The organism is Ideonella sp. FW305-24 (genome assembly GCF_058788035.1).
This window is the reverse complement of the sequence record NZ_JBYTAI010000004.1, coordinates 91508-118109: the sequence shown is the minus strand read 5'-3', so window position 1 is coordinate 118109 and position 26602 is coordinate 91508. Positions and strand designations below refer to the sequence as shown.

Here is a 26602-nt window from a genome sequence, read left to right as displayed (position 1 = left end):
CTCGAAAAAGCCGCCGGAGGGCGGCGCGGCGACGGGAGCGCCGTTGGGAGGTGGCATGGGACGGGCCTGGCTCATGATGGAAACAACTTTGACGGCAGCGGCGTGAGGAGGCGTTGGCTTACTGGGTGGCCTGCACGCGGGCGACCAGGTCCTTCAGGTGCGCGTCGGTGATGAACTTGTCGTACACCGGCTTCATCGCGCCCTGGAAGCTGGCCTTGTCGACCTCGATGATCTGCGCACCGCCAGCCTTGATCACAGCCAGCGACTTCTCTTCACGCTCGTCCCAGATCTTGCGCATGAAGCCGACCGATTCCTTGGCGGCCGCGCGGATCAGCTTCTGGTCGTCGGGCGTCAGGGTGTCCCACACGCGCTTGGAGAACAGCAGGATTTCCGGCGCCATCGAGTGCTCGGTCTTGTTGAAGTACTTGGCCACTTCGAAGTGGCGCGAGCTTTCGTAGGACGGGTAGTTGTTCTCGGCACCGTCCACCAGGCCGGTCTTCAGCGCGGTGTAGACCTCGCCGAAAGGCATCGGCGTGGCGTTCGCGCCCATGGCTTCCAGCAGCGAGACCCACAGGTCGCTCTGCTGCACGCGCACCTTCAGGCCCTTGGCATCGGCCAGGGTCTTGACCGGCTTCTTGACGGTGTAGATCGAGCGTGCGCCGGAGTCGTAGAAGGCCAGGCCGACATAGCCCTGGGATTCGCAGTCCTTCAGGATCTCGTCGCCAATCGCGCCGTCCAGCACCTTGCGCATGTGCTCCTTGCTGCGGAACAGGAAGGGCATCGTCGGCACCATGGTCGCGGGGCAGATGTTGTTCATCGGCGCAACATTGACACGCGTCATCGCGATGGCGCCGAGCTTGGTCTGCTCGATGGCATCCTTCTCGATGCCCAGCGCGCCCTTGGCGAAGACCTTGATGGTGAGACGTCCGTTGGTGGACTTGCTGAGGGTCTCGCTCATGTGGCGCACGGCCAGCACGGTCGGGTAGTCCTCGGGGTGGATGTCGGCCGAACGGAATTCGACGGCCTGGGCGCCGGTGGCGGCCAGCAGCAGGCTGGCAGCGGCCAGCAGGGTGCGATGGAAGAAGGTCATGCGCTTGTCTCGGTGTTGGTTTGTGGGGGCGGAGAAAGAGGAACAGGAATCAAACGGAATGGCGGCTTCAGGCCACCGGCGCCGAGCAGGGCCGCTCGGCCAGGCCTTGCGTGCCGGGCAACAGCACCAGCACCGCGCCGTCCAGCGAAGCGTCGAAGCCGGGCGCCGGCTTGGCCGGCGTGATGGAGGCGACAAACAGCTGGTCCAGCTGCGGGCCGCCGAAGCTGCACATCGAAGGCTTGCTGATGGGCAGCGCGATGCTGCGGTCCAGCTTGCCATCCGGCCGGAAGCGGTGCACCTGGCCGGCGTCGTTGCCGCAGATCCAGTAGCAGCCGTCGACATCGATGGCCGCGCCGTCGGGCCGGCCAGGGTGCTGCGTCATGTCGACGAACAGCTCGCGGCCGCCGCGCGGCAGGCCGTCGGCGTCCAGCCTGTAGCGCCAGATGGCCTGCACGCTGGGGTGGCTGTCGGAGATGTACATCATGCGGCCGTCGGCGCTGAAGGCCAGGCCGTTGGGCGTAATGAAGCCGTCCATCAGCGGCGCGCTCAGGCCGTGGCTGTCCCAGCGGTAGAGCTGGCCGGCCGGGCTGGCCAGCGCCATGTCGCGCACCATGGTGCCGGCCCAGAAACGGCCGTCCCGGTCGGCGCGGCCGTCGTTGAAGCGCATGCCGGGTTGCGGGTGGGCGACGCTGGCCAGCGGCAGCGTCTGCAGCTCGCCACCCGGCTGTGGCAGCAGCGCGGCCAGCTGGGTTTCCAGCCCGCCGATCAGCCCGCCTTCGGTGCGCAGCGCAATGCAGGCCAGCCGCTCGGGCGTGGACCAGTGTTCGATGCGGCCACTGGCCGCGTCCCAGCGCCAGAGCCGGCAGGCATCGATGTCGACCCAGTACAGCGCCTGTTCGGCCACGCTCCACAACGGGCTCTCGCCCACCTGGTGGCGCTGCGGGCCCAGCACCTCGATGTTCAACGCCATCGGGGTCAGCCCTCGAACGGGCCGGTGCGCACGAAAGCGCCGCCCTGGTACAGCGCGGCAGGATCGCTCAGGTCGATGGTGGGCTGGCGCGCCTCGATGGCGGCGCGGTACGGTTCGGAGCTGTCCTGCGGGCGATAGCCCAGGTGCGCTGCCCCGCGGTTGTCGCACCAGGTGCGCAGGTTGTCGGAGACACCGTAGACGATGCTGTGGCCGACCACCGGTGCCGACAGGCAGGCCATCACCAGGCGCTCCAGGTCGTCGTAGCTGAGGAAGGTGTTGAGCATGCGGCGGTCGCGCGGCTCGGGGAAGGAGGAGCCGATGCGCAGGCAGGCCGTCTCGATGCCGTAGCGGTCGAAGTAGAAGCGCGACAGGTCTTCGGCAAAAGCCTTGGACACGCCGTACAGGCCATCGGGCCGCGCCGGGCTGTTGACATCCAGCACCTGGTCCTGGCGATGGAAGCCCATCACATGGTTGGAGCTGGCCAGCACGATGCGCTTGACACCCTGCTTGCGCGCCGCTTCGTACAGGTTGTAGGCACCGACGATGTTGGCCTGCAGGATGGGGTCGAAAGGCGCCTCGACCGACACGCCGCCCAGGTGCACCACCGCGCTGACACCTTCGAGCAGCTGCAGCATCGCGGCCCGGTCTTCCAGCCGCACCGGCGCGAGTTCCTCGCCCTCGCCGGCTTCGCCCAGGTCGGAAATGTCAGACAACCTGAGCTGGTCGCAATAGGCCTTCAGGCGCGGGCGCAGCACCTTGCCCAGGCCGCCGGCGGCGCCGGTCAGCAGCAAACGGGAAAAACGCAAGGAGGTGGCAGGGGTGGCAAGCATGTGGGGAAACGATCTCGGGAAACTTGGCGCTACGGATGTGTCGTCTGATGTCATCCGTTGTCGTACAACATGGTCGGAAATGCGTGAGCGCTTGTCAACGACACAAGGCAAGGGTTTCCCCGCGATTCGCTGGTTTACCCCGAGACAAAACCGGCCACCCATCGGGCCACTGTTCCCAGGTAAAAGCCCAGCCAGCACGTCGAAACTGACATGGCGCTGAACCGACGCGCCAGCGGGCTTGCGGCTTTCACGCGACAGCCTGCGGGAATGTCTCTAGATGGCGCATCTTGTTGCAGACAGCGGCCACTTGTACGATGACTTACAACAACTACCCCACTGGATGGAGACTCCCACATGCAGAAGATTTCCCTGATGACCCTGGCTGGCGCCGCGGCGCTGGCGGCCGGTGCGGCACATGCCGACTCCACCGTCACGCTGTACGGCCTGATCGACGTGAACGTGACCCGCTACATGGCCGGCAGCAAGTCCGGTGCGGACGACAACTGGATGGTCAACGACGGCGTGGTCAACGGCCTGAACGGCTCGCGCTGGGGCATCAAGACGATCGAGGACCTGGGCGGCGGCCTGAAGGCCAACGTGGTCGCCGAAGCCGGCCTGAACGCCGACACCGGCACGCTGGGCCAGGGTGGCCTCGCCTTCGGCCGCCAGGTCTACGTGGGCTTGAGCGATGCGAAGCTGGGCGAGATCCGCGTCGGCCGCCAGTACATCCTGGAAGACAGCGTGATGTGGCAGTCCGACCCGTTCGGCAATGCGCTCTCGCTGAACCCCGGCACGGCCGTGACCAACAAGGGCAAGTCCCTGCCCTTCTGGCTCAACGCACCGCGCGCCAACAACATCGTCCAGTACCGCACGCCGGACTTCTCCGGCTTCAGCATGCAGTTCCAGATCGCCCCGGGCGAAGGCACGGCTGACCGCTTCCACGGCATTGGCGGCGTCTACCAGGCGGGCGCGGTCTACGCCGGCGTCTCGTATGAATGGAACAAGCCGCGCAACGGCGGTGACGACAAGAGCAACGAGTCGCTGACGATTGCCGCGAACTACAACTTCGGCCCGGTCAAGCTGCTGGGCGGCGTGCAGCGCAACCGCAACCTGACGACCACCAGCGGCAACGGCGCCTTCACCGGCACCAACCTGACCGTGGCCACCGACACCAGCTTCGTCGCGCACGACACCGACAACTACACCGTCGGCTTCGAAGCGCCTGTGGGCAACTGGACCTTTGGCGGCAACTACTCCAACGTCAAGTACAAGAACGACGGCGGCAGCGTGAGCGCCACGCTGGGCAAGGCAGGCCTGGGCGTGCGCTACGGCTTCTCGAAGATGACCTTCCTGTACGCCTCGGCCTCGATGTCCACCGGCGACCTGAAGGACTACATCTCTCAGGAACGCACGGTGCAGCTGGGCCTGCGCAAGGCGTTCTAAAAGCGCCTTGAGGAAAAGGCAGCCGGCGGCACCGTCGGCTGCCGCTGCCGCCACTCGGCCTGCGTCAACCGGTACAGGCAATGCGGCCGCAGCGGGTCGCCCTCGGGCACCGCAGGGTGCTCGAAGTCCCCGTCCGCGCGGTTGGTCACCGCGAGTCCGTTCACGGCAGCACCGCGGCCGACAGTTCGATCTCCACCGTCGCGTTTTTCGGCAACTGGTAGACGCCCACCGAGGTGCGCGTGTGCAGGCCCGCGTCGCCCAGCACCTCGTGCAACAGGTCCGAAGCCGCATCCGCCACCTCGCTGTGCTGCGTGAAGCCGGCGTTGCATTGCACGAACACGCCCATGCGCAGCAGCGTGGCCACGCGCGCCAGGCTGCCCAGGTGGCGCTGCAGCAGCACAAGGCAGCGCATGGCCGAGATGCGCGCGGCCTGCTGCGCCTGGGCCAGCGACACGCCGTCGCCCGCGCGGCCAGTCACCATCACCGTGTCACCCAGGCGCGGAATCTGGCCGCTGAGGTGCACGGTGTCGCCGTGCTGCAGCAGCGGCACGTAATGTCCGCCGATCTTGATCTCGCCATCGAAGCCGTGGCCGAGTTCGGCAGCGAGCCGGGCCGCCACCTGTTGGAAACGTTGGTCAGCGGGAGAAATTGGGGAAGCTGCTATGGTCATTGGCGCGTTATACCGCGGCCCGCCACCCGCCTCCATCCAACCTCGCCATCCTGCCCATGGACGAACTGAGAGCCCTGTCCACCTTCGTGCGCGCCGCCGAACTCGGCAGCTTCAACCAGGCCGCGCTGGCCCAGGGCAGCTCGCCGCAGGCCGTCAGCAAGACGGTGCGGCAACTGGAGCAGCACCTGGGCGTGCGGCTGTTCCACCGCACGACCCGCAAGAGTGCGCTGACCGAAGAAGGCCAGCGGCTGTTCGAGGCGGTGCGCGGCAACCTGGACGGGCTGGCCGCCGCGCTGGCGCAAGCGCGCAGCGCGGTGCGCGACGACGAGGGCCTGATCCGCATCAGCGCTGGCGGTGCGGTCGGCCGCAAGGTGCTGGTGCCGCTGCTGGCAGCGTTCTGCGAGCTGCATCCGGCCATCGAGTTCGACCTGCTGCTGGAAGACGGTTTGACGGACTCGGTCAGCGAACGCATCGACGTGGGCTTTCGCGCCGGCAGCGCCCCCACCGCGCAAGTCATCGCGCGGCGCCTGTTCACGATCCAGCAAATCGTCTGCGCGTCGCCAGCGTACCTGGCGCAGCACGGCGCACCGAAAAAGCCGGCGGACCTGCTGCAGCACCGCTGCACCGGCTACCGCCAGCCCGGCACCGGGCGGCCGTTCCTGTGGGAGTTCAGCGTCAAGGGCGAGACTGTGTTCGAAACCGTGCCTGCCGTGCTCCGCAGCAACGACCCGGAGGCGGAAATGCAGGCCGTCATCGCAGGGCTGGGCATTGGCCAGATCGACAGCATCAACGCCGCGGCGCCCATCCGCGCCGGCCTGCTGGTGCCGCTGCTGACGAACCAGCTCAGCGAACGCATGGGCCTGTACCTCTACTACGCGCAGCGCGCCGAGATGCCGGGCCGCGTGCGCCGCTTCATCGACTTCGCCGTCGAGCGCCTGAAGGACAGCGCTGACTTCAACGTCCCGCTGGCCGAGCTGAAGGCACGCTCGAAGCGCGGGACGTAGCCGCATCATTCACAACCATTGGTTGCGAGTGTTGTGGCCCGCCGCTCACTACCGGTGGAGAGTGCCGAATCCTAGAGTTCATCCCGTCGACCTTCCGACGCTCAACGAACCCAAGGACACCCTCATGACTTCCACTCTTCAGGATCTCGCCGGCCGCGTGGCCGTTGTCACCGGCGCTTCCAGCGGCATTGGCCGCGCATCAGCCGCGCTGCTCGCCGCCCGCGGCGCCAAGGTCGCGCTGCTGGCGCGCCGCCAATCCGCGCTCGACGAACTCGCCGCCGAGATCCGCGCCGCTGGCGGCGAAGCGCTGGCCCTCGCGGTCGACGTGACCGACCAGGCCGCACTGGACCTCGCGGCAGCCACCATCCGCAAGACCTGGGGCTGCATCGACCTGGTCTTCAACAATGCCGGCGTGATGCTGCCTGGCGCCATCGGCCAGCAAGACACTGCCGAATGGCAGCAGCAGATCGACCTGAACATCAGCGGCGCGATGCGCGTGATCCAGGCATTCGTACCGCAGCTCGAAGAGGCCGCTGCCAAGGGCGCCACGGTGGACCTGATCAACACCTCGTCCATCGCCGGCCAGTACCTGTTCCCGTACTTCGCCGTGTACTCGGCCACCAAGGCCTACGTCAGCCACCTGACCCGCCACCTGCGCATCGAGCTCGGTCCGAAGAACATCCGCGTCTCGATGATCGAACCCGGCATCGTCGCCACCGAACTGCAGGACCACGTCACCTTCCAGGGCGCCAAGGACTGGCTGGCCAATGCCGCCAAGAGCATCGACTTCCTGCAACCCGCAGACGTGGCCCAGGTCGTCGGCTTCATCGCCTCGCAGCCCAAGCACGTCAACCTGCAGCAGGTGGTCATCATGCCGACGAAGGAAGGGGTGTGAGCCACTGGACCCTGGCGCGCCGCGAGCAGGCCTGAACGCGGGCACAACAGCCTCTGTCGACACCGGCTGGCTGCGCACACGCAGTCTTCGCGCGGCCGACCCCGAAGGCCCATTCAGCGGCCGGTCATGCTGTATGTCGACAGGTCCTTTCCATACCAACGCTGAAGGCCGCGGAATTGCATGCCCAGGCGCTTCATGACATTGGCCGAAGCCAGGTTGGCGGGGTCGCAGACCGCATACAGCTCATCGGCGTGCAGCTCGCCAAAGGCGAAGCCTGCGATGGCCCGCGCGGCCTCCGTGGCCAATCCCTGCCCCCAATGATCATGACGAAGCCTCCAGCCAATCTCCAGTGGACAACTGGGGTCCGGGTGCAGGCTTTCATCCCGGCGCAAGTTCTGCAGACAGCCCGCCCCAACGACTTCCCCGCTGACGGGATCCACGAAACTCCACCACGAGTAGCCGATTTCAATCCAGCGCTGCTTGACCCGCTGGACGACGGCCACGGTTTCCTCCATCGTCTCGGGCCGACCCGAGATGTAGCGCATGACTTCCGGGTCAGCGTTCAAGGCGTTCAGCCCCGCCACGTGGCTGTCCATGAAAGGTTCCAGGCGCAAGCGGGCGGTGGTGAGCGTGGGCATCGTGCAAGGCAATCAGGTTTGGCTGCGAGCCTCCGGCGCGGTTCGGCAGTTGCCCATACAAGGAGGCATCCGCTTCGATGTGGCGAAGTGTCGTGGCGCCTATGATCGCGGCCGTGCGGATGGTGGTCAATCATGAGCAGCAGTGCTGCCAGCGTCGCTTGTCGGCCAGGAGCCGTCTTTCACCAGGGGCCTGCTCTAAGCGTGTTTCCCACACGACTCGCATGCTCAAATGTTCGGCAAAAACGATTCGTCCACAACATGTCAGGCACCCGCAAAATGCAGTACCTCGCGTCACACGTGCAGAGATTTGTCGCCTTACTCTTCTCCGCTTGCTGTTTTCAGGCTACTTTTGCCGGTCAGCCGACTCCGACCGCTGCCTTTCTGGAGGCATTCAAGAGCCACGCAAGTCGTGTCCAATCAGGAGATTCAACGCTAGATCCGTTCGTGCACGACCTTCAGCCAATCGCGGCATCCGGCGATCCCGTCGCCCAATTCATGCTCGCCATGCTGATTTCAAAGTCGGAGCCTGATGCGGCAATCTCTCTCTTCCACAAATCCTATGAAGGTGGCTGCGTTGGTGCAGCCGGTGCGATCGGCGCGCTAGTAGCAGTCAAGAGTCCGGTCGTAGCTCGTTCGTGGCTTGTAAAAGCCGCCGATGCCGGCGATGCGAGCTCCCAGCTGGCCGTCGCGGGCATGCATGAGCGCGGCGAGGGTAACTTCGCAAAAAGCAAGGCGGTCGCAGTTGCGTGGGCCAAGCTGGGGCGAGGTCAGGCTTACAACAGAGGAATAACCTGGGCCGCAGATCAATACCTCGCTCGTCTTGAGCCCACCCTCAGCGCTGCGGAGGCCACCGAAGCAGAGGCCACTTGGAGTCACCTGATGCGTAACCACCCGAAGCAACCACTCTACCTCTGCGGTCAGTCGGTGCCCTAACCACATAGCACATAGCACCGCTACGCAACCATCGCCGGGCGGCGCAAACCCTAACCCAAGTAGACCAGCTCGCGGTCAGCCGCTCTAGTGATCGTTGAATGACCGTTTTGGGGCACTTCGCATCATCTTGACGGGCGTCCACTCAGGGTCGCAAGCTGCTGCTGAACTGCCTGGCCAAGGCGCTCCGCAAACAACCTACCGCCACCCGCCAACAGCGGCAAGCCAGCCGCCTGTTCGATCAACCCAACCGCAGGAACAACGCCGAAGTCCACACCCTTGACTGGTCGCGCTGGCGGGCGGTGATGAACAGCGGGTGTTCGCGGTCTGCGTCCAGTGCCAGCAAGGCCAGGTCGATCTCGCCTTGCAGGTCGCGGGGCAGTGGCTGTTCGGTGATGCGCTCGATGCTGACGCGCAGTTCGGCGCCGGGCAGTTCGCGCACCAGGGCGTGCTGTTCGAGCAGCTCGCGGCCGCTGATCTTCAGCTCCACGTCTGGCGCGTATGGATGGGCTGGCGGGTCCAGCGGGTCGCCGACTTTCACGTAGCCGTGGATCTGGGCGCGCACGGTGATCTCGGCGTGGGCCAACGCGCCGAGCGTGAGCTCGATGCTGTCGGTGTCGCCATGCGTGGCGGTGCGGAAGGCCAGCGTGGTGGTGTTCTCGCGCCAGCAGGTTTGCTCAGGGTTGTCGAAGCCGAAGGCATCGAAGGCGCCGATGGGAGTGCCTTTGACTTCCACGGTGCCGGTCCAGCAGGCGGCGCGGTAGCGGTCCTTGATGCGGGCGCCGCCCAGGCGGATGCGGATGCGCTGCTGCGAGAAGCCCAGCTCCTGGTGCAGGTTGCGCTCCCACACGGCGTTTTCGCCGCGGAACAGCTGCACCGATTCCCAGCCCGCATCGCCCAGCAGGTGGTAGCGCAGCGGCTGCCCGCCGGCGCTGCGGCAGACCTCGCCCATCCAGTGCGCACCGAGCTGCAGCGCGGCGTAGCTGCGTTCGCCGGTGGTGGCGAAGGTGCGCCGCGCGCGCAGCGCCTGGCCTACGCCGTCGCGGTCGAAGCGCTCGGCCAGCACGCCGGTCATGCCGCCGCGCGAGCCGAAGACCGCCGTGGCCGGCACGCCGCCACCGCAGCGGCCCTGGTGCTCGTCGCTGTTGGCGGCGGCGCCCACGCGGTAGCCGCGCTCCAGCGCCTCGGCGTAGACCCAGTGGAACTGGCCCCAGGCCGAGCCCACTTCGACCAGGCGCTCCAGCTGCGGGTGGTGCCAGTCCAGGTTGCAGCGCCGGCCGCCCACGTGCGGGATCATCAGGTGGCCGTCCGGGTCGTCGGCATAGGCGGCGTACAGCTCGTCCACCGGCCAGGCGCCGGGCTTCAGCGTGCCGGCGGTGTGTTCGTTCCACTCGAAGCTGCGCACCAGCCGGCCTTGCGCATCGAACGGGAAGCGCGGCTTGCCGTGGCCGAGGAAAACGACGTTGCGGTCGCCGCCTGCGGCCGAGTTGCCGCACCACTCGGTGCCGGGGTAGCAGACGAAACGGCCGGACTCATTGAGCGAGTGGATCAGTTCGACCGCGGCGTCCCAGCGCTTCTCGGTGATGTTGAAGTCGTTGGCGGTATAGCCCAGCACGTCCAGCCCGGCCACGTCTCGGCCGTAGCTCAGGTTGTAGAGCGTGTCGTTGGTGCCGATGGTGTCGTCCGAGTGCACATGCAGGTCGGCATACAGCGGACGAAGGCCATCGCGCTGGGCGATGTTCACGAAGGCACGGGTGCTGAGGCCTGGCGTGCCGTCCAGCGCGGCTTCCAGCCGCCACTCGCCAGGCTGCGCCAACGACAGGCCGGCCACACGCGCGACGGCCCAGCCTTCATCGGCAAGCGCAAAGCGTTGTTCCTGCTGGCTGCCATCGGGCCCATGCAGCTTCAGCGTGCCGGCGCGCGGCAGTTCGCGGCAGGTGTTGCCCCAGGCGTCGTCCAGACGCACGACCGCGTCGAACGATTCCTCGGTGCCGATCAGCCGCGGCGCGATCAGGCCCAGCTGTGCAGGCGGACCGGGCACGATGTCGAAGACGCAGTCGCCCGGCACCTCGGCAAACTTCGAGCTGCCCAGCGGGTCGATGAACATGCGGAAGCGGAAACCGGCTTCGACGAAGCTCTGCACCCGCGTGCCCTGCCCGCCATGCCGCCGGTCGCCCAGGCGGATCACGATGCGGTCGCCGGGGTTCAGGTAGCCGTCCACGATGTCGATCAGCACCGCCTTCTGGAACGGCCGCTCGTGGCCCTTCTGGTCGAAGCGCACCTTCAGGTGCTGCACTGTGGCCGGGCTCTGCCCCGGCACCAGCGGGCCGGCCTGGTATTCGGCGGAGACGAAGTCCGCGCCGCGCGGGTCGCTGGTCTGGAACAGCGCCCAGTCGGAATAGAACTTGAACGCGAGCTTGAGCCAAGCTCCGTCGGCCAGGCCCGAGCCGCCCACTTCGTAGACCAGCGTCAGCTCGGTCCATTCGCCAGCCACCAGCTGGTTGCGCTCGCACTGCACGCGGCCGAGGAAAGGCAGCGCCTTGTTGCGCGCGTACAGGCCAAGCGGTGCGATGTAGTCGCCGGCATCGGCCGGGTTGAAAGCGAGTGTCATCTGAGGTTCCTCAAGACTGGCCCAGCCAGTGGGTGTAGTGAGCTTCGAGGCGGCGGAAGACCAGCCGCTCGGTGAGCCATGCGATCAGGCCGATCAGGCAGATGCCCAGCAGCACCTGGCTGCTGTTGCCGATCTGCCCGCCGGTCGAGACCATCCAGCCAATGCCTTGCGAGGCGCCGATCATCTCGGCCGCCACGAGCGCCCGCCAGGCCTGGCTGAAGCCGATGCGCAGCGCGGCCGTCACGCAAGGCAGGCAGGCCGGCAGGTAGACGTGGCGCAGCAGCTGCGCGCGGCCGGCGCCCAGCGTGCGTGCCGCGCGCACCAGCCCGCCCTGGATGGACTGCACGCCGTCCTGCACGGTGAGCGCCATCGGGAACATCGCGGCCAGCACGATGACCGCGACGATGGACGCATTGCCCAGGCCGAGGAAGATCATCATCAACGGCGTCCACGCGATGGGCGGGATGGCCATGAACAGGCTGTTGAGCGGGCTCATGAAGCTGCGCAGCCTGGCGGACAGGCCCAGCCCCACGCCCAGCAACAGCGCCAGCAGCGCGGCCAGGCCGAAGCCCATGAATTCGCGCAGCAGGCTGTGGCCGAGGTTGCTCAGCAGGCTGCCGTCCTTGAGCCAGCGCAGGCCTTCGCCCAGCACTTCCCAGGGCTGTGGCAGCACATAGCTGGGCACACGGCTGGCGGCGATGGTCCATGCCAGCACCAGCAGCGGCAAGGACGCCCAGGGCAGCACGCGGGCGAACAGTCGCGCCGCAAGGCCAGGGCGGGCAACAGGCGTGGCGACGGCTTGCATGGCAGGATGGGATGCGGTGTTCATCTCAGCCAACCGACTTCTGCCACAGGCCCAGGTCCACCACCTGCTCGACCTTCAGCGGCCGTGCGGTGAAGCCCAGCTCCTGCGAGCGATCCATCAGCCGCTGGATGAACTGCAGGTCGCGCGCTTCCAGCTTGTCGGCCCAGCCCAGGCGCTTGCGGGCTTCCTGCACGATGGCCTCGGCGGCAATCGTGCGGCCGTCCGCCGCCTGCACCGTCTCCAGCTTGAAGGTCTGGGCGATCAGCTTGTCGGCCTCGGCCGCGTTGCCCTGCAGGAAGGCAATGGCGCGGCGGTGCGCGCGCAGCAGCTTGACCAGTTCCGGGCCGCGGTCCTTCAGCGCTGCAGCTGACGCGGCGATCACGTACCAGGGATAGGACGGCAGCACCGCATTCACATCCAGCACCAAGCGGCTGCTGCCACGCAGCAAGGCCTGGCTGACAAACGGCTCCCAGGTGAAGGCCGCGTCGGCCATGTTGCGGTCCAGCGCGGCATTCATGTTACCCACCGGCATGGACTGGATGCTGAGGTCTTTCTCCGGGTCCAGCTTGGCATGCTCGGGCAGCACAATGCCGCGCAGCAGCACGTCCATGCCGCTGCCCTTGGCCACCGATGCCAGCCGCTTGCCCCGCAGCTCGGCCACGCTGCGGATGCCGCTGGCCTGGCTGGCGATCACCGCCGCCTGGCCGTAGTTCACCTTGGCCAAGATGCGCGCGTCCAGCCCGCGCGAGAACCACTGGTAGACCGGCGGCGCGCCGACGTAGGCCACGTCCACCTCGCCGGCTGCCATGGCCTGCTCCAGCACCGGCCCGTCGCCAAACTGCTTGACCTCGACCTGCAGGCCTTCTTCGGCGAAAAAGCGCTTCTGGTCGGCGACGACAACCGGCGCATTGGCCATCGCATAGACCCAGCCGACACGCAGCGGCCGCGGTTGTGCGCGCGCAGGCAAGGCGGGCAAAGACAACAGGGCCGCAGCCCCAAGGAATTGGCGGCGGTTGTTCATACTGCTCTCTCCATGACGTGGGCAATGCGATCCATCAGCTGCTCGCGGCAGGCGAGGAAACGCGGCAATCGGGGCGTGGTCGCGAAGCTGCGCGGCCGGGGCAGGTCGACGGTCAGCTGGGTGTCGATGCCTTGCGGCGCTCGGCCGAGCACGACCACGCGGTCGGCCAGGAACACGGCTTCGTCGATGTCGTGCGTGATGAACACCACCGTCTGGCCAAGCTGGCTCCACAGGCGCAGCAGCTCTTCGTTCAGATGCCGGCGGGTGATCGCGTCCAGCGCGCCAAAAGGCTCGTCGGCCAGCAGCAGCTTGGGCTCCGGGGCCAGCGCGCGGGCGAGCGCCACGCGCTGGCGCATGCCGCCCGAGAGCTGGTGCGGGAACTGCTCCGCCGCGTCGGCCAGGCCCACCAGCGCCAGGTATTGGCGGGCGCGCTGCTGCTGCGCCGCAGGCGTCAGGTCGCCGCGCATGCGCAGGCCGAAGCGCACGTTGTCCAGCACCGTCAGCCACGGGAACAGGTTGGGCGACTGGAAGACATAGCCCAGCGCGTCCATCTCGGGGCGCACGGCTTCGCCGTCAATGCTCACGGTGCCGCGGTCCGGCTGGATGAAGCCCGACAGCAGGTTCAGCAGCGTGGACTTGCCGCAGCCCGAAGGCCCCAGCAACACGACGAATTCGCCGGGCGTGACCGTCAGCGACAGCTGGCGGAAGATGCTGCGCCCGTCGGCATAGGCGAAGTCCACGGCCTGCAGCGCGAGCTGCCCGGCGGCGGAACCAGAGGGTGAAGGCGAGGACATTGGTGCGGTCTCAAACAGCGGGTCGCAACAGGCGGGGTGTGGCATGCAAGGCACACGGATGGGGCTGCATGATGCTTAAAATAATACGTTCTAATGCAAGTTAGCCAAACGCGAATTGCGACTGTGCTTATGACGGAAATTGCAGCCACCTCCACCAGCCCGCAAGTTCGGACCCGCCTGAAACGCGAAAACGCGACCTCGCTCTATGCGCAGATCGCCGCGCGGCTGCAGGAGGAGATCGAGGCCGGGCTGTTCGAACCCAGTGGCCGCCTGCCCTCGGAGGCGCAGATCGGCGAGCGCTTCCAGGTCAGCCGCGTCACCGTGCGCCTGGCCTTCGACAAGCTGGCCAGCGAAGGCCGCATCGTGCGGCGCCAGGGCAAGGGCAGCTACGTGGCCGGCAAGCAGGTCCGCCACGGGCTGGACACCTTGCGCAGCTTCCATGAATCGCTGCGCCTGCAGGGGCTGGACGCGCAAATGCAGCTGCTGGAGAAGCGCCGCGTGAAAGTGCCGGACGAACTCGCGGCGCGCTTCGCCCCGGCGCGCCAGCTCACGCTGCTCAAGCGCCTGCACAGCGTGGACGGCATGCCCGTCGCCATCGGCCTCAGCCACCTGCCCAGCGCGCTGTCACAGCTCAGCTGGCAAGCCCTGGAAGCCCAGCCCGCCTACGCGCTGATCGCCCAGTTGATGGGCGAGCGCCCGGCTCGCGCGGACATCGCCATCAGCGCCCGCGGCGCCGACGCAGCACTGGCTGAAGCCCTCGCCGTGCCGCCCGGCACCGCGCTGCTGGTCATGGAACGCAGCTCCTTTCTCAGCGACGGCCGCTGCTGCGACCACTCCTGCTTCTACATCCGGCCAGAGCGCTATGCGTTCACGATGAGCAGCGCGTTCCGGGTCGAGTCCTGAGAAGGTGGGTGGGGCCTTCATCACGCCAGATGAGGCCGGTGATCGGTCGCGCAGGCAACTTGACGGGTGGCTGGTGAGCAAGATGCAACCCTGCGCGCGTCGCGGCGATCCGCCCGCGGTACCCCGATCAGACCGCCTGCCGCCACGTCACCCAAATCACGAGTCCGATTCCAACCAGCGTTGATGCACAGAACGCGCTGCAATCCTGTCATCGCCTCCAGCGGCGAATACAACACAGGAGCGCATGCGATGAGATTTCGGGTACGGGGGATTTCGAGTGATGAGGTGCGGCAGTTCCGCGAGGGCGGGCCGGATGCGAATGGGCAGGCGGCTTTGCGGCGGGTGGCGCAGGGTGGGGCCAATCCTTGCCGACATTGCTTGCAGCTGATTGCCGAGGGGGACGAGATGTTGGTGCTGGCGTACCGGCCTTTTGGTTTGGTGCAGCCATATGCGGAGACGGGGCCGATCTTTCTGCATGCGCAGGACTGCGCGCACTGCGAGGCGGACCGGCTGCCGGCTTGGTTTGCCCATCTGCAGCCGGCGCTTGTTCGCGGGTATGACAGCAAGGACTGGATCAAGTACGAGACCGGCGCAGTGGTAGCCGGCAGCGAGCTGGCGGCGGCTTGCGAGAACATCCTGGCGGATGTTGACGTGGCCTATTTGCACATCCGCTCGAAGTTCAACTGCTTCCAGTGCCGGGTGGCCCGCCTTTGATCGCTCTCGATTTGAGGCGCCTGAATCGGAGTCCCGGCGCACCTGCTGGCACTGCGCGCCCAGCGGGCAGGCTTTGCGCATGCGCGCGCGGCGCCTCCTCCGGCCAGTGCGCTCGGCATTGCATCGTGCGCCGCACCAGCCTGCCGCTGACGCCGGCGGCAGAGTTCTTCTGCGACCTGATCCGCCAGGCCAGCGTGCAGCTGGGCAAGCCAGCGCCGGTGGCCATGAAGAAGGCAAGCCGGGTGCGCAAGATGGTCGGCATGGCGAGCAAGACCGGCAAGAGCCCTGCCCAAAAGGGCTAAGTAGACGCCACATGGCGGGAAACGTGCCGGGGCGGAAGAATCCTGGTTTTCCCTCACAGCCCTCGCCGGATACCGCCATGCCCCTTGCTGCTGCTGCGCCGCGCGCGCCCTGGTACCGCTCCCTCTATGCCCAGGTGCTGATCGCGATTGCGATTGGCGTGCTGCTGGGCCACTTCCAGCCGCAATGGGGCGAGGCCATGAAGCCGCTGGGCGATGGCTTCATCAAGCTGATCAAGATGATCATCGCGCCCATCATCTTCTGCACCGTGGTGCTGGGCATTGCCGGCATGGAGGACATGAAGAAGGTCGGCAAGACCGGCGGGCTGGCGCTGCTGTATTTCGAGGTCATGTCCACCGTGGCGCTGATCATCGGGCTGTTGATCGTCAACCTGGTGCAGCCAGGCGCCGGCATGCACGTGGACCCGAACGCGCTGGACACCAAAGGCCTGGCCAACTACGTCGGCCCGGGCAAGATGACCGGCACTGTGGACTTCCTGCTGGCCATCATCCCCAGCAGCGTGGTGGACGCCTTCGCCAAGGGCGAGATCCTGCAGGTGCTGCTGTTCTCGGTGCTGTTCGGCTTTGCGCTGCAGAAGTTCGGTGGCAAGAACAACATCGTCTTCAGCTTCATCGACAAGCTCTCGCACGTGCTGTTCGCCATCGTCGGCACCATCATGAAGCTGGCGCCGATTGGCGCGTTTGGTGCCATGGCCTTCACCATCGGCAAGTACGGCGTGGGCTCGCTGCTGCAGGTGGCGCAGCTGATGGGCGCGTTCTACGCCACCTGCCTGATCTTCGTGCTGGTGGTGCTGGGCGGGGTCGCCCGGCTGCACGGTTTCTCGATCCTGAAGTTCGTGCGTTTCATCCGCGAGGAGCTGCTGATCGTGCTGGGCACTTCGTCCAGCGAATCGGTGCTGCCGCGCATGATGCGCAAGCTCGAACATGCCGGGGCCGAGAAGTCGGTCGTCGGCCTGGTGATCCCGACCGGCTATTCGTTCAACCTGGACGGCACGTCCATCTACCTGACCATGGCCGCGGTCTTCATCGCCCAGGCCACCGACACGCCAATGACGCTGCTGCAGCAGCTCACGCTGCTGGCGGTGCTGCTGCTGACCAGCAAGGGCGCGGCGGGCGTCACCGGCTCGGGCTTCATCGTGCTGGCGGCCACGCTGAGCGCGGTGGGCCATGTGCCGGTCGCCGGGCTGGCGCTGATCCTGGGCATTGACCGCTTCATGAGCGAAGCCCGCGCGCTGACCAACCTGGTGGGCAATGGCGTGGCCACGCTGGTGGTGGCCAAGTGGTGCGGCCAGCTGGACCCGCAACAGCTGGACGCCGCGCTGGTGCAGCAGGTGCCAATGCCTGAAGAAGAGCAGCTGGTGCAGGCGGAGACGGCGGCACAGCCCTGAAGGCTCGCCAGGTGTGCGTTCAAGGCTGCGCCTGCGCCTTGATGCCGCCCAGGATCAGGTCGATGCCGGCCAGGAAGTCGGCCCTGTCATCGTGGTTTCGCAGCTGCTCCGCGAGTGACCGTGTGAACGGGTAACTGGCCTCGTCGAGCGCAGCCCAGGCTGCGGAAGCCTCGCCCAGAAAGTCCTCCCGGCCGATCTCGCGCGCCTGGGCCGAGCGCCGGTTCGCAGCGTTCTGTCCGCCCACGCCGAGGATGTAATGCCACAGCGCCGAGACCGCTGCCCACTGCCGGCTCTGCGGAACGCCCAGCGCCCGCACCTGCTGCCCGATGCTCTCGAACAGGCGCACCGTCGGCAGCTGGCCGGCGGCGTGGATCAGTGCCGAGCCGATCCAGGGATGCGCGTCCATCGCATCGAACATGCCGACCGCCAGCGCGCGGACCGTGGCCTCGGGTGTCTCACCACCCGCGCACGCCGCCAGCGTGGCGGCGATCACCGCGTCACAGGCGGCCACCAGCAGCTCGCCCTTGTTGGCAATGTGCCAGTAGATCGCACCAGGCCCCGTCGCCAGCTGCTCTGACAGCGCGCGGAAGGTCAGCCCGGCTTCGCCGGTGCTGTCCAGCAGGCCGATGGCCGCTTCGATGATGCGGTCCCGCGAGAGGGCGTCCTCGCGCCGTTGAGGAGAACGTGTCTTGTTGACCATGCCGCATGTTGACACAACTGGAACGGCGCTCCATCATCATGGAATGGCGTTCCATACATCATCCGTCGGCCGATGTCGCGCCCCACTCATGAAGGATTCGAGATGACACGCATGATCGCGATCGTTGGCGCCGGGCTTGGCGGGCTGATGCTGGCCCGGGTGCTGCACGTGCACGGCATCGCCTGCACCGTCTACGAGGCCGAGGCCTCGCCCACCGCACGCACGCAAGGCGGCATGCTGGACATTCACGAGGACAGCGGCCAGCTCGCATTGAAGGCCGCGAAGCTGCATGAGGCGTTTGTCCGGCTCATCCATCCCGGCGGCCAGGCCTCGCGCGTGCTGGACAAGACTGGCGCGGTGCTGCTGGATCAGCCCGACGACGGCAACGGCGGCCGGCCCGAAGTTCGCCGAGGCGAGCTGCGCCGCCTGCTGCTGGATTCGCTGCCCGTCGGCACGGTGCGCTGGGGCCACAAGCTCGCGTCGGTCGAAGCGCTGGGCGACGGCCGGCACACCCTGAGCTTCGCCCACGGTGCCAGCGTGACAAGCGACCTGCTCGTCGGTGCAGACGGCGCCTGGTCGAAGGTCCGGCCATTGGTGTCAATGGCGGCGCCGGCGTACACCGGCACCACTTTCGTCGAGACCTACCTGTCCGACGCCGACGCACGCCATCCGGCGAGCGCCGCTGCAGTGGGCGGCGGCGCGCTGTTCGCGATGGCGCCAGGCAAAGGCATCTTTGCGCACCGCGAGCCGGACGGCGTGCTGCACACCTATGCGGCACTGCAAAAGCCGATGGCCTGGGTGGCGGAGGTCGAGGCCGCCGATGCTTCCGTCGCGCTGGCCCGCGTGGCGCTGGAATTTGACGGTTGGGACCGGGCGCTCACCGCGCTCATCACCGATGGCGAGACGGCGCCAGTGCTGCGGCCGATCCACGCACTGCCCGCGGACCACCGCTGGGACCGCATTCCCGGCGTGACGCTGCTGGGCGACGCGGCGCACCTGATGGCGCCTGCAGGCGATGGCGCGAATCTGGCGATGGTCGACGGCGCCGAGTTGGGTGAAGCCATCGCGGCGCGCCCCGGCGATCTGCAGGCCGCGCTGCAGGCCGCGCTGCAGGCCGCGCTGCAGGCCTACGAGGCGAAGCTCTTCCCGCGCAGCGCCGAGGCCGCCGCGGGTTCGACCGAAGTGCTGGCCATTTGCCTGGGCGACGCCGCGCCACACAGCCTGGTGCAGTTCCTGGACCAGGCCAAGGGTGCGACATAAAGCGCTGGCAAGCTTGCATCCACAATCACCCAGCCTCGCCAACCCACTACCCGAGCCGGTACCGCATGCCACCGCCCGACACTTCCGCGCCACAGGCCACCGCACCGCCGCTGTTCACCGGCTACCAGCGCTTTGTCGCCGGGCTGCTGGCCTGCCTGCAGTTTGCGGTGATCCTGGACTTCATGATCATGTCGCCACTGGGCGCAGTGATCATGCCGGACCTGAAGATCACGACCGAGCAGTTCGGCCTGGTCGTCTCGGCCTATGCCTTCAGCGCAGGCGTGGTCGGCATCCTGACCGCAGGATTCGCGGACCGTTTCGACCGCAAGAAGCTGCTGCTGTTCTTCTACGCCGGCTTTGTCGCCAGCACGCTGTGGTGCGGCCTGGCACAGAGCTTCCACACGCTGCTGATGGCGCGCATCGTCACCGGCGTGTTCGCCGGCGTGATCGGCTCGGTGGTGATGGCGATTGCGACCGACCTGTTCGAGCTGCGCCTGCGCGGCCGGGTGATGGGCGTGATCCAGACCGCGTTTGCGGCCAGCCAGGTGCTGGGCCTGCCGGTGGGGCTGTACCTGTCCAACCGCTGGGACTGGCATGCGCCCTTCATTGCGATGGCGGCATTTGGCGCGGCTGGCGGGCTGGTGATTGCCTGGCGCATGCGGCCGGTGGCGGACCACCTGACGGCAGGCACCCAGCACGGTGCGCTGAAGCACCTTCTGCAGACCGTCGTCGAGCCGCGCCACCTGGCGGCCTTCGCGACCACCGCGCTGCTGACCACCGGCGGCTTCATGCTGATGCCCTTCAGCAGTGCCTTCGTGGTGCACACGCTGGGCATTCCGCTGGAAAGCCTGCCGACGATCTACCTGGTCACCGGCATGTGCACCATCTTCATCGGCCCGCTGGTGGGCAAGCTGGCCGACCGGCTGGGCAAGCTGCCGGTGTTCATGGCTGGCACCGCGGTCACCATCGTGATGGTGATGGTCTACACCCACCTGCAGGCGGTGTCGCTGCCGTGGGTGATCGTGGTCAACGTGCTGATGTTCGTCGGCATCTTCTCGCGCATGATCCCGTTCCAGGCGCTGGTGAGCGCCGTGCCGGCGGCCACGCAGCGGGGCTCGTTCAATGCGGTGAATGCGGCTATCCAGCAACTGGCCGGCGGCCTGGCCTCGCTGCTGGCCGGCCACATCGTGGCCTTTGGTGCAGATGGCAAGCTGCTGCACTTCCCGGTCGTCGGCTACGTGGTGGCCGCGACCTCGGTGGTGACCGCGACGCTGGTGTGGCGGCTGCAGCGCGACCTGCAACGGGCAGCGGCCGGGCCGGCCAGTGCCGCGGGCTGAGCCTGGCAGCAGCGCCTACCGGGGCGCTGCCGGCGCGGCAACGGTCGTGCGCTCCGTCAGCGCCAGTGCGGCCAGCAGCCCGATGGGCAGCAGCAGCGAGGCAAAGCCCAGCGCCAGGTAGCCAAAACCGCCACCCACCGCGCCCACAGTGAAGGCCAGGATGGGGCCGATGAAGCGGCGCATGCGCTCGCGCAGCACGGCGTCGCCCGCGCCACGCAGCAGGTCCACCGCGTCGATCACCAACTGGGTCACGTTGCCCGTCATCACCGTGGTGGGCACGAGTTGGCCCAGTGCCAGCTTGGCCGCGGCGTTCTGCACGCCCATGGCGGCAGCGCCCAGTACCCCGGCCCACATGCCCAGGGCGCCCGGCGGCTGCTGCACCGGAGATGCCGCCCAGCCCAGCACCATGAAACCCGCCAGCAGCAGCAATTGCAGGCTCAGCAAGGGCCGCAGCAGTGGCATGCCTCGGCGGGCCAGAGCCAAGCTCAGCAGCCGCGTGGCCGCCACCGCAAGCACAAACGCGGGAAACACCAGCAGCTTGAGCGTCACGCTGCCGCCGGCATGCGCCAGGGTGCTGCCGATCAGCACGAAGTTGCCGGTGACGTGCGCGGTGAACAGGCCGAACAGCGCGACGAAACCGACCGTGTCCACATAGCCCGCCACAAAACCCAGGCCGACGCCCAGCGCGGTGGCCCGGGTTGAACTCATGGGGCTGGGTGCCAAGGCGCTCATGGGCATGTCCTTCGAGGAAAAATGTGAGGGAGACAGAGCGCAAGACACGCATGCCGCCCATTTTTGTCCCGCTCAACTTCCCGCACATCGCCCGTGCGGCCGCGCGCCCCTCGCCCAGATGGGAGAGGGGCATGGCACGAACGCCTCAGCCAGCCGCACGCCCCTGCGCCACCAGCGCAAAGAGGCGGGCGCAGCGCATCCAGGCCAGCGCCAGCACCGCTGCCTGGCCGGCCAGCAGCGCGATCAGCGTGCCCAGCCAGCCGGGCAGGTGCCAGGCGGGCACCAGCAGGCCTGGGGCCTGCAGGCGAAGCCAGCTGAAGACGGCCAGCAGCACCAGGCCTGCCAGCGTGATCAGCAGGTAGCTCAGCACCGAGCGCCAATGGCGCGGCGCCAGCACCCGCAGGCCGCGCCAGCCGGCCTTGATGGCCGAACGCTTGCGCATCTGCAGAACGAACTGGGCGCGGCCCGCGTCCACCGTGGCATTGGCCAGCAGCACCAGCAGCACGGCGATGAGCGTGGCGGCGGTCTCCCAATGGCCGGCAGAGGCTTCCAGCACCGCCTGCTCGGCATGGTGGCCGGCGGCCTTGTTCAAGCCAACACCGATGGCAATGGCCAGGCCCAACGGCAGCAAGGCCCAGAGTGTGATGCGGAACAGTCGGCCGTAGTCGGCCAGGCCGCCGCGCAGCAGCGCGCCAAAGCCTTGCGGTGCCGGTTGGCGCGCCGCCGTCACGGCCAGACCGGTGAGCCAGGGCGAGAGCAGCAGCGTGAACGCCAGGCCGGCCAGGCCCACGGCGGGCAGCACGGTGCCCGCCTGCTGGACCAAGGTGACCACCATCTCGGCAATCAACGGCAGCGAGAAGCCGCTGGCCAGCTGCGGCGCGCGCAACGAATGGTCCACAAAAGAGGCCAGCGCCCGCCACAGCGGCAGGAACAGCAGCAGTGCCGGCAGGCTCAAGCCCGCCCACCACAGCAGCAGCAAGCGCCATTGAAAGGCCTGCCGGGCCGCCAGGCACAGCGTGGCCCGGACGGAGGAAGAAGAAACAGCCGCGTCACTCATAGCGTGCTCACCAGGGCGTAAAAGGTTTGGACCAGGGCCGCGATTTCATAAGCCCAGCGGCGAGCCGCCGCGGGCTCTGCCTTGAGCACCTGGCTGTTGTCCAGCCGGTGGGTGTCCAGCGCATGCTCGTCCTGCGGATCGAGCTCGGCCGACAAAGCCTTGGCCGGCTTGACCCAGCTGTAGCGGGCCCAGCGGCGCTGGTCGTCCCAACGCACGGTCTCGCTGCTGCCATCGGCAAAGCGCACCACCAGGGTCTGGGGCGCCGAGGCGCCGTAGCGGCGCAGCGTCACGGTGGTACGGAAGGGCAAGGGGCCTGCGGCATCGGGCTTGGCATCGGGATGGGCCTTGTCCCACGCCTTGCGGTCCTGCGCCAGCTGCTCGTCGATCTGACCTTCAGTGCGCTCGACCCAGCGGCCGTCTTTCTGCACGGTGCCGGGCTGCGGGCGCTCTTCTTCGCTGACCAGCTTGCTCACGCGGTCGTCCACCTTCTGCGCCGCGTAGACCTGCTGCTCGAAGATGCGGTTGACGACTTCGGGCTTGCCCGAGCCTTCGATCAGCGCGGCCTGGAGATCGCCAATGGCGGGGTGGCGGAATTTCCAGCGGTCATAGTAGATCCTGAAGGAACGCGCCAGGGCCTCGCTGCCGATGAGCGTCTCCAGTTCATGGAAGGCCGTGGCACTGCGGCCATAGACGCTGCCGTAGCTGTTGCTGGAAAGGCGGTCCCAGCTGTTCTCGCCGGTGCCGTCCGCCGGCTCGCCCAGCACCGAGAACAGGCGCTCGACCTCGAACGTTGGGGCCTCCAGCTGCACGCCCAGTCGCTGCATGCCGCGGCTGCTGAGCGAGTTCAGCTGGCCGCGCCCCTGGATCATGCGCATGTCCCAGAACTCGTTCATGCCTTCGTCCAGCATCGGCTCCTCGAACTCGTTCGAGGCCAGGATGCCGTAGAAGTAGCCGTGGCCAAACTCGTGGATGGTCACGAAGTCCAGGCCGTAGGCATTCGCAGTGCCGGGGCTGAGGTCCTTGTAGCCCTCGGCGGTGAAGAAGGTGGGGTACTCCATGCCACCCGCTTCTTCTGCGTTGTACGGGGGCACCACCGCGGTCACGGTCTTGTACGGGTAGGCGCCCAGCGTTTGCGAGAAGTAGGTCAGCGAATCCAGCGTGGCCTTGAGCACCGGTTGCGCGTTGTGCGCGTATTCGGGCGGGAACAGCACCCGCACCTTGACCGGGGGGCTGCCAGGGCCGGACCAATCCGCCTCCAGCGGCGTGTCGAAACGCTTGTCGGCGGTGAAGGCGAAGTCATGCACATCGCCCTGCACATAGCGGTGGGTGACCCAACCGTCCTTTTCCACCGGGGCGCCCTGCAGCTCACCCACGGCGCCCACCGTCACGCCCTTGGGCACGGTGATGGCCACGTCGTACTGGCCGAAGTCGGCGTAGAACTCGCTGTGCAGGTGGAACTCGTGGGCATTCCAGCGCGGCGCGGTGGCACCGCGCTCACCCGGCAGTTCCAGCACCGCCATCTTGGGGAACCACTGGCCCACGAGGTGGAAGCTGCCGAAGTAGCCGGTGCGCGCGATGACGCGCGGCAACTGGTCGAAGAAGTCAATGTCCAGCTGGGTGCTGGCACCGGGCGCCACCGGCTGCGGCAGGTCCAGCCGCACGACGGTGTGGTCGGTCTCCGGGCCGTCGTCCGGGTGCACGAAGTACCAGGGCACGGCAGCACCGGCCTGCTGCACCTTTTTCAACTCGATGTGGCCCCACTGGCCTTCGTTCGCTTCCACCTCGCTGCGAAAGCCGAAACCGAGGTTGCGCTGCTCGCTGAAGAAGGTGCTGCCCTCACCTTCGAAGCCGTTCATGTACAGGTGCAGGTAGACGGCGCGCACCTCACGGTCGCTGCGGTTGCGCCAGGTCAGCTGCTGCTGGGCTTCGACGGTGTGCTTCTCCGGGTCCAGCTTGGCCTGGATGCGGTAGTCCACAACGCGGTCGGACAGCGTGGCCGCGCCGGGCTGGCGTGGGCCGCCCCAGGCACCGGGCGCACTGGGCTCGCGCACCATGGCCGCATGTGGCGAGGCCAGCGCAATGCCGTCGGGCGACGGCGGCACGGTGGCCGCGCTGGCAGCTGCGGGCGCCGCGGCCGCTGAAGCGCTGGTGGCGCCTGGCGGTGCGGAGGGGTGGCAGCCTGTCAGGGCCAGGCCACCCAGGACCAGCGCCGATGAGGCGGCCAGTCCGGTCAGGAGTCTCGACATGCGCATGAGCTCAGTCTTCGAGTTGGGTTGGGGTTGAGTCCGGGATTGGGCAAGAGGCCGGATGTTAGGCGTCCGCGCTGGCGAGGCGCCGCGCAGCCGGCGCGGCGGACTGTAGGAAGGCCTTCGCCGAATGAGCCTCGGTTGCGACAGGATGCCGCTGGCGCCGACCAGTTGCAGGCTGGCGCGACGAACTGCAGAAGCGTTCAGCCCAGCGTCCAGCGCGCCAGAGAGACCCACTGCCACAGCGCAAACCCACCCAGCAGCAGCGCCGAAGCCTGGTTCACGCGGCGCCGCCAACGCACATCGAAGCGCTGGCGCAGCCGGCCGACGACTGCCGTCAAGAGCCACCACCACAGCGCAGAACCACAACCCACACCGAGGATCATCCAGCCCGGCGAAGCCGGCTGCGCCGAGCTGCCGGCCAGCGCGCCGAAGATGGCCAGGAAGGACAGGATGGTGGCGGGGTTGGAAAGCGTCAGCAGGAAGGTGCCGGCGAAAGAGCCCAGCAGGCTGCCGGTGCCGGGCGCTGAAGCCGCGCGCTCGGCCACCGGCGCCTGCCAGGTGCGCCATGCGAGCCAGGCCAGCACCGCGCCGCCGACGAGGGCCAGCGGCACGCGCGCGCCGACCAGCCAGTCGATCACCAGCGTGACGCCAAACGCGCCCAGTGCGCCATAGCAGGCGTCCGCCGCGGCGGCGCCCAAGCCGGTGGCCAGGCCGGCGGCCTGGCCCTGGTCCAGCGTGCGCTGGATGGTCAAGAGGCCAATGGGCCCGACCGGCGCGGCGATCGACAGGCCGACCAACATGGCCTGGCTGAAAAGTGAGATGTCCATCGACCAATGTTAGAGGCCGACAGACAGCGGGCCCCACTCAGGCCGGTTGCAGCGACAGGCTTTGCCTGGCCGGCAGCGGGCCGCAGAAGGCAAAGTCGACCTCGGGCCGGCGGCCGTCGATCAGCTGCGCCAGCGCATGGCCGGAGCCAGCGCCGTGGGTCCAGCCCAGCGTGCCGTGGCCGGTGTTCAGGAACAGCTTGCGCACGCGGCTTTCGCCGATGTAGGGCACGTTGCCAGGCGTCGCCGGGCGCAGCCCGGTCCAGTAGCTGGCCAGCTCGGGCCGGCTCACGCCGGGGAAGAGCTGAAGCGTGCGGCGCACGATGGCCTCGCAGCGGACCGGGTTCAGCGCCAGGTCGTAGCCGTTCAGCTCGGCCGTGCCGGCAATGCGCAGGCGGTCACCCTCGGGCGAGGTGAAGCGCGAGAAAACCAGCTTGTACTCGTCGTCGGTCAGGCTGACCTGCGGGGCCTTGGCGGCGTCCAGCACCGGCAACGTGGCCGAATAGCCCTTGGCCGGGTAGATGTCCAGCGTCAGGCCGGCTTGCTTGGCCAACTGCGGGCTGAAGCTGCCGGCGGCCAGCACGTAGGCGTCCGCACTCAGCACCTCGTACAGGCCGGTTTCATTGGCGAACTCCACGCCGCTCATCTCGCCGCCTTCGCTGCGCAGCTTCTGCACCCGCACACCGTAGCGGAACTTCACGCCACGCTCGGCCGCGAGTGCGGCCAGGCCGGTGGTGAACTTGTGCACGTCGCCGGATTCGTCGGCGCTGGTGTAGGTGGCGCCGGCCAGTTGCGGTGCGATGTGGGCCATCGCCGGCTCCAGCTTGACGACCTCATCGCGGCCGATCACGTCGCGCTCGCAGCCGAGTTCGCGCATCACGCGCGCCGGCTCCACCGCCAGGTCGAACTCCTGCTGGCTGGTGTAGAAGTGCAGGATGCCCTTGGTCAGATGGTCGTACTGCAACCCGGTCTCGGCGCGCAGCGCCTGAAGACAACTGCGGCTGTAGGTGCCCAGGTTCAGCAGCTGGATCATGTTGCGCCTGGAACGCGCGGCCGGGCATTCCAGCAGGAACTTCAGGCCCCAGCGCCACTGCGCCGGGTCGGCCCGCAGGCGGAACAGCAGCGGTGCGTCTTCCCTGCCCAGCCACTTCAGCAGCTTCAGCGGCGCGCTGGGGTTGGCCCAGGGCTCGGCATGGCTGACGGAAATCTGGCCGCCGTTGCCGAAACTGGTTTCGCGGGCCGCACCAGCATTGCGCTCCAGCACGGTGACCTCATGCCCGGCCTGCGCCAGGTACCAGGCCGTGGACACGCCGATCACGCCGGCGCCGAGAACGATGACTTTCATGGGAAAGCGCTTTCTTTCAGGCAAAAAGAAAGGGGCAATGGCCGAAGCCTTGCGATCTGCTCGCAAGATTCC

26 protein-coding genes are annotated in these 26602 nt (G+C 67.6%); 10 read left to right on the top strand and 16 right to left on the bottom strand.

All coding sequences use genetic code 11. The annotated features are described in order from the left end of the window. Positions 1-118: 118 nt before the first annotated feature. From AC3WR5_RS12490 to AC3WR5_RS12480, 3 genes are all read right to left on the bottom strand, one after another. The gene (locus tag AC3WR5_RS12490; protein ID WP_141288186.1) at positions 119-1090 is read right to left on the bottom strand and encodes a TRAP transporter substrate-binding protein; all 972 of its coding nucleotides are present in this window, start codon (positions 1088-1090) and stop codon (positions 119-121) included. A 67-nt stretch (positions 1091-1157) separates the two neighbouring features. Further along, positions 1158-2060, bottom strand: a complete 903-nt coding sequence (locus tag AC3WR5_RS12485; RefSeq protein WP_492484808.1) for an SMP-30/gluconolactonase/LRE family protein — start codon at positions 2058-2060, stop codon at positions 1158-1160. A 5-nt stretch (positions 2061-2065) separates the two neighbouring features. Then, positions 2066-2890, bottom strand: a complete 825-nt coding sequence (locus AC3WR5_RS12480) for an NAD-dependent epimerase/dehydratase family protein (protein ID WP_492484806.1) — start codon at positions 2888-2890, stop codon at positions 2066-2068. 354 nt (positions 2891-3244) lie between these two features. Here AC3WR5_RS12480 and AC3WR5_RS12475 point away from each other — a divergent pair, with 354 nt between their 5' ends. Beyond that, positions 3245-4333, top strand: coding sequence for a porin (locus tag AC3WR5_RS12475; protein ID WP_141288189.1), 1089 nt, complete (start codon positions 3245-3247; stop codon positions 4331-4333). On the opposite strand, the gene AC3WR5_RS12470 is transcribed toward AC3WR5_RS12475, so the two are convergent. Further along, the gene (locus tag AC3WR5_RS12470) at positions 4330-4497 is read right to left on the bottom strand and encodes a hypothetical protein (protein WP_492484804.1); all 168 of its coding nucleotides are present in this window, start codon (positions 4495-4497) and stop codon (positions 4330-4332) included. The two genes, AC3WR5_RS12475 and AC3WR5_RS12470, sit on opposite strands and share 4 nt — an antisense overlap. Continuing rightward, the gene (locus AC3WR5_RS12465; protein WP_492484802.1) at positions 4494-5003 is read right to left on the bottom strand and encodes a RidA family protein; all 510 of its coding nucleotides are present in this window, start codon (positions 5001-5003) and stop codon (positions 4494-4496) included. The genes AC3WR5_RS12470 and AC3WR5_RS12465 overlap by 4 nt, the downstream gene beginning before the upstream one ends. A 56-nt stretch (positions 5004-5059) precedes the next feature. Between AC3WR5_RS12465 and AC3WR5_RS12460 the strand changes: the two genes are divergently transcribed. Next, positions 5060-6007, top strand: a complete 948-nt coding sequence (locus AC3WR5_RS12460) for a LysR family transcriptional regulator (protein WP_492484800.1) — start codon at positions 5060-5062, stop codon at positions 6005-6007. Positions 6008-6131: 124 nt separating this feature from the next. Beyond that, the gene (locus AC3WR5_RS12455; RefSeq protein ID WP_492484798.1) at positions 6132-6902 is read left to right on the top strand and encodes an SDR family oxidoreductase; all 771 of its coding nucleotides are present in this window, start codon (positions 6132-6134) and stop codon (positions 6900-6902) included. 113 nt (positions 6903-7015) lie between these two features. On the opposite strand, the gene AC3WR5_RS12450 is transcribed toward AC3WR5_RS12455, so the two are convergent. Further along, positions 7016-7540, bottom strand: coding sequence for a GNAT family N-acetyltransferase (locus AC3WR5_RS12450; RefSeq protein WP_492484796.1), 525 nt, complete (start codon positions 7538-7540; stop codon positions 7016-7018). Positions 7541-7798: 258 nt separating this feature from the next. Between AC3WR5_RS12450 and AC3WR5_RS12445 the strand changes: the two genes are divergently transcribed. Then, positions 7799-8473, top strand: coding sequence for a tetratricopeptide repeat protein (locus tag AC3WR5_RS12445; protein WP_492484794.1), 675 nt, complete (start codon positions 7799-7801; stop codon positions 8471-8473). 238 nt (positions 8474-8711) lie between these two features. Here AC3WR5_RS12445 and AC3WR5_RS12440 read toward each other — a convergent pair whose 3' ends face one another. Genes AC3WR5_RS12440 through AC3WR5_RS12425 form a run of 4 tightly spaced genes read right to left on the bottom strand, consistent with a single transcriptional unit; the run spans position 8712 to position 13701 of the window. Beyond that, on the bottom strand, positions 8712-11081 hold the full coding sequence (locus AC3WR5_RS12440; protein ID WP_492484792.1) for a hypothetical protein: 2370 nt from the start codon (positions 11079-11081) through the stop codon (positions 8712-8714). A 10-nt stretch (positions 11082-11091) separates the two neighbouring features. Continuing rightward, the gene (locus AC3WR5_RS12435; protein ID WP_492484790.1) at positions 11092-11910 is read right to left on the bottom strand and encodes an ABC transporter permease; all 819 of its coding nucleotides are present in this window, start codon (positions 11908-11910) and stop codon (positions 11092-11094) included. 1 nt (position 11911) lies between these two features. Further along, entirely contained in the window at positions 11912-12907 is a 996-nt protein-coding gene (locus tag AC3WR5_RS12430) for an ABC transporter substrate-binding protein (RefSeq protein WP_141287914.1), read from the bottom strand. Next, positions 12904-13701, bottom strand: a complete 798-nt coding sequence (locus AC3WR5_RS12425; RefSeq protein ID WP_141287915.1) for an ABC transporter ATP-binding protein — start codon at positions 13699-13701, stop codon at positions 12904-12906. The genes AC3WR5_RS12430 and AC3WR5_RS12425 overlap by 4 nt, the downstream gene beginning before the upstream one ends. A 129-nt stretch (positions 13702-13830) precedes the next feature. Here AC3WR5_RS12425 and AC3WR5_RS12420 point away from each other — a divergent pair, with 129 nt between their 5' ends. From AC3WR5_RS12420 to AC3WR5_RS12405, 4 genes are all read left to right on the top strand, one after another. Then, entirely contained in the window at positions 13831-14604 is a 774-nt protein-coding gene (locus AC3WR5_RS12420; RefSeq protein WP_492484787.1) for a GntR family transcriptional regulator, read from the top strand. Positions 14605-14853: 249 nt separating this feature from the next. After that, positions 14854-15318: a DUF1203 domain-containing protein gene (locus tag AC3WR5_RS12415; protein WP_492484785.1), complete on the top strand. Its 465-nt coding sequence runs from the start codon at positions 14854-14856 to the stop codon at positions 15316-15318. Between the two features lie 125 nt (positions 15319-15443). Then, positions 15444-15620, top strand: a complete 177-nt coding sequence (locus AC3WR5_RS12410) for a hypothetical protein (protein WP_492484783.1) — start codon at positions 15444-15446, stop codon at positions 15618-15620. Positions 15621-15697: 77 nt separating this feature from the next. Continuing rightward, entirely contained in the window at positions 15698-17026 is a 1329-nt protein-coding gene (locus tag AC3WR5_RS12405) for a dicarboxylate/amino acid:cation symporter (RefSeq protein ID WP_492484781.1), read from the top strand. 19 nt (positions 17027-17045) lie between these two features. Here the strand turns inward: AC3WR5_RS12405 and AC3WR5_RS12400 are convergent, their stop codons facing one another. Beyond that, positions 17046-17726 carry a TetR family transcriptional regulator gene (locus AC3WR5_RS12400; protein ID WP_492484779.1) on the bottom strand — a complete coding sequence of 227 codons (681 nt, stop codon included), beginning with the start codon at positions 17724-17726 and terminating at the stop codon, positions 17046-17048. Positions 17727-17828: 102 nt separating this feature from the next. Here AC3WR5_RS12400 and AC3WR5_RS12395 point away from each other — a divergent pair, with 102 nt between their 5' ends. Continuing rightward, on the top strand, positions 17829-18986 hold the full coding sequence (locus AC3WR5_RS12395) for an FAD-dependent oxidoreductase (protein WP_492484777.1): 1158 nt from the start codon (positions 17829-17831) through the stop codon (positions 18984-18986). Positions 18987-19051: 65 nt separating this feature from the next. Then, the gene (locus AC3WR5_RS12390; protein ID WP_492484775.1) at positions 19052-20323 is read left to right on the top strand and encodes an MFS transporter; all 1272 of its coding nucleotides are present in this window, start codon (positions 19052-19054) and stop codon (positions 20321-20323) included. A 15-nt stretch (positions 20324-20338) separates the two neighbouring features. Here AC3WR5_RS12390 and AC3WR5_RS12385 read toward each other — a convergent pair whose 3' ends face one another. The 5 genes from AC3WR5_RS12385 to AC3WR5_RS12365 form a co-directional block, all read right to left on the bottom strand. Beyond that, positions 20339-21031 (bottom strand): YoaK family protein, encoded by a 693-nt coding sequence (locus tag AC3WR5_RS12385; protein ID WP_492484774.1) that lies wholly within the window; start codon positions 21029-21031, stop codon positions 20339-20341. A gap of 169 nt (positions 21032-21200) precedes the next feature. Beyond that, the gene (locus tag AC3WR5_RS12380; RefSeq protein ID WP_492484772.1) at positions 21201-22112 is read right to left on the bottom strand and encodes a hypothetical protein; all 912 of its coding nucleotides are present in this window, start codon (positions 22110-22112) and stop codon (positions 21201-21203) included. Then, positions 22109-24358 (bottom strand): M1 family metallopeptidase, encoded by a 2250-nt coding sequence (locus AC3WR5_RS12375; RefSeq protein ID WP_492484770.1) that lies wholly within the window; start codon positions 24356-24358, stop codon positions 22109-22111. Before AC3WR5_RS12375 ends, AC3WR5_RS12380 begins: the two co-directional genes overlap by 4 nt. Before the next feature lie 203 nt (positions 24359-24561). Continuing rightward, on the bottom strand, positions 24562-25188 hold the full coding sequence (locus tag AC3WR5_RS12370) for a LysE family translocator (protein WP_492484768.1): 627 nt from the start codon (positions 25186-25188) through the stop codon (positions 24562-24564). A 37-nt stretch (positions 25189-25225) separates the two neighbouring features. Next, entirely contained in the window at positions 25226-26554 is a 1329-nt protein-coding gene (locus tag AC3WR5_RS12365) for a D-amino acid dehydrogenase (RefSeq protein ID WP_492484766.1), read from the bottom strand. Positions 26555-26602: the final 48 nt, after the last annotated feature.

Excerpts from the sequence above, each read along its gene's own strand:
- AC3WR5_RS12415 (WP_492484785.1), top strand. The coding sequence starts at position 14,854 with ATGAGATTTCGGGTACGGGGGATTTCGAGTGATGAGGTGCGGCAGTTC.
- AC3WR5_RS12460 (WP_492484800.1), top strand. The coding sequence starts at position 5,060 with ATGGACGAACTGAGAGCCCTGTCCACCTTCGTGCGCGCCGCCGAACTC.
- AC3WR5_RS12455 (WP_492484798.1), top strand. The coding sequence starts at position 6,132 with ATGACTTCCACTCTTCAGGATCTCGCCGGCCGCGTGGCCGTTGTCACC.
- AC3WR5_RS12425 (WP_141287915.1), bottom strand. The coding sequence starts at position 13,701 with ATGTCCTCGCCTTCACCCTCTGGTTCCGCCGCCGGGCAGCTCGCGCTG.
- AC3WR5_RS12400 (WP_492484779.1), bottom strand. The coding sequence starts at position 17,726 with ATGGTCAACAAGACACGTTCTCCTCAACGGCGCGAGGACGCCCTCTCG.
- AC3WR5_RS12420 (WP_492484787.1), top strand. The coding sequence starts at position 13,831 with ATGACGGAAATTGCAGCCACCTCCACCAGCCCGCAAGTTCGGACCCGC.
- AC3WR5_RS12485 (WP_492484808.1), bottom strand. The coding sequence starts at position 2,060 with ATGGCGTTGAACATCGAGGTGCTGGGCCCGCAGCGCCACCAGGTGGGC.
- AC3WR5_RS12375 (WP_492484770.1), bottom strand. The coding sequence starts at position 24,358 with ATGTCGAGACTCCTGACCGGACTGGCCGCCTCATCGGCGCTGGTCCTG.
- AC3WR5_RS12450 (WP_492484796.1), bottom strand. The coding sequence starts at position 7,540 with ATGCCCACGCTCACCACCGCCCGCTTGCGCCTGGAACCTTTCATGGAC.
- AC3WR5_RS12445 (WP_492484794.1), top strand. The coding sequence starts at position 7,799 with ATGTCAGGCACCCGCAAAATGCAGTACCTCGCGTCACACGTGCAGAGA.
- AC3WR5_RS12430 (WP_141287914.1), bottom strand. The coding sequence starts at position 12,907 with ATGAACAACCGCCGCCAATTCCTTGGGGCTGCGGCCCTGTTGTCTTTG.
- AC3WR5_RS12390 (WP_492484775.1), top strand. The coding sequence starts at position 19,052 with ATGCCACCGCCCGACACTTCCGCGCCACAGGCCACCGCACCGCCGCTG.
- AC3WR5_RS12395 (WP_492484777.1), top strand. The coding sequence starts at position 17,829 with ATGACACGCATGATCGCGATCGTTGGCGCCGGGCTTGGCGGGCTGATG.
- AC3WR5_RS12480 (WP_492484806.1), bottom strand. The coding sequence starts at position 2,890 with ATGCTTGCCACCCCTGCCACCTCCTTGCGTTTTTCCCGTTTGCTGCTG.
- AC3WR5_RS12475 (WP_141288189.1), top strand. The coding sequence starts at position 3,245 with ATGCAGAAGATTTCCCTGATGACCCTGGCTGGCGCCGCGGCGCTGGCG.
- AC3WR5_RS12440 (WP_492484792.1), bottom strand. The coding sequence starts at position 11,081 with ATGACACTCGCTTTCAACCCGGCCGATGCCGGCGACTACATCGCACCG.
- AC3WR5_RS12435 (WP_492484790.1), bottom strand. The coding sequence starts at position 11,910 with ATGAACACCGCATCCCATCCTGCCATGCAAGCCGTCGCCACGCCTGTT.
- AC3WR5_RS12385 (WP_492484774.1), bottom strand. The coding sequence starts at position 21,031 with ATGAGTTCAACCCGGGCCACCGCGCTGGGCGTCGGCCTGGGTTTTGTG.
- AC3WR5_RS12405 (WP_492484781.1), top strand. The coding sequence starts at position 15,698 with ATGCCCCTTGCTGCTGCTGCGCCGCGCGCGCCCTGGTACCGCTCCCTC.
- AC3WR5_RS12465 (WP_492484802.1), bottom strand. The coding sequence starts at position 5,003 with ATGACCATAGCAGCTTCCCCAATTTCTCCCGCTGACCAACGTTTCCAA.
- AC3WR5_RS12370 (WP_492484768.1), bottom strand. The coding sequence starts at position 25,188 with ATGGACATCTCACTTTTCAGCCAGGCCATGTTGGTCGGCCTGTCGATC.
- AC3WR5_RS12380 (WP_492484772.1), bottom strand. The coding sequence starts at position 22,112 with ATGAGTGACGCGGCTGTTTCTTCTTCCTCCGTCCGGGCCACGCTGTGC.
- AC3WR5_RS12490 (WP_141288186.1), bottom strand. The coding sequence starts at position 1,090 with ATGACCTTCTTCCATCGCACCCTGCTGGCCGCTGCCAGCCTGCTGCTG.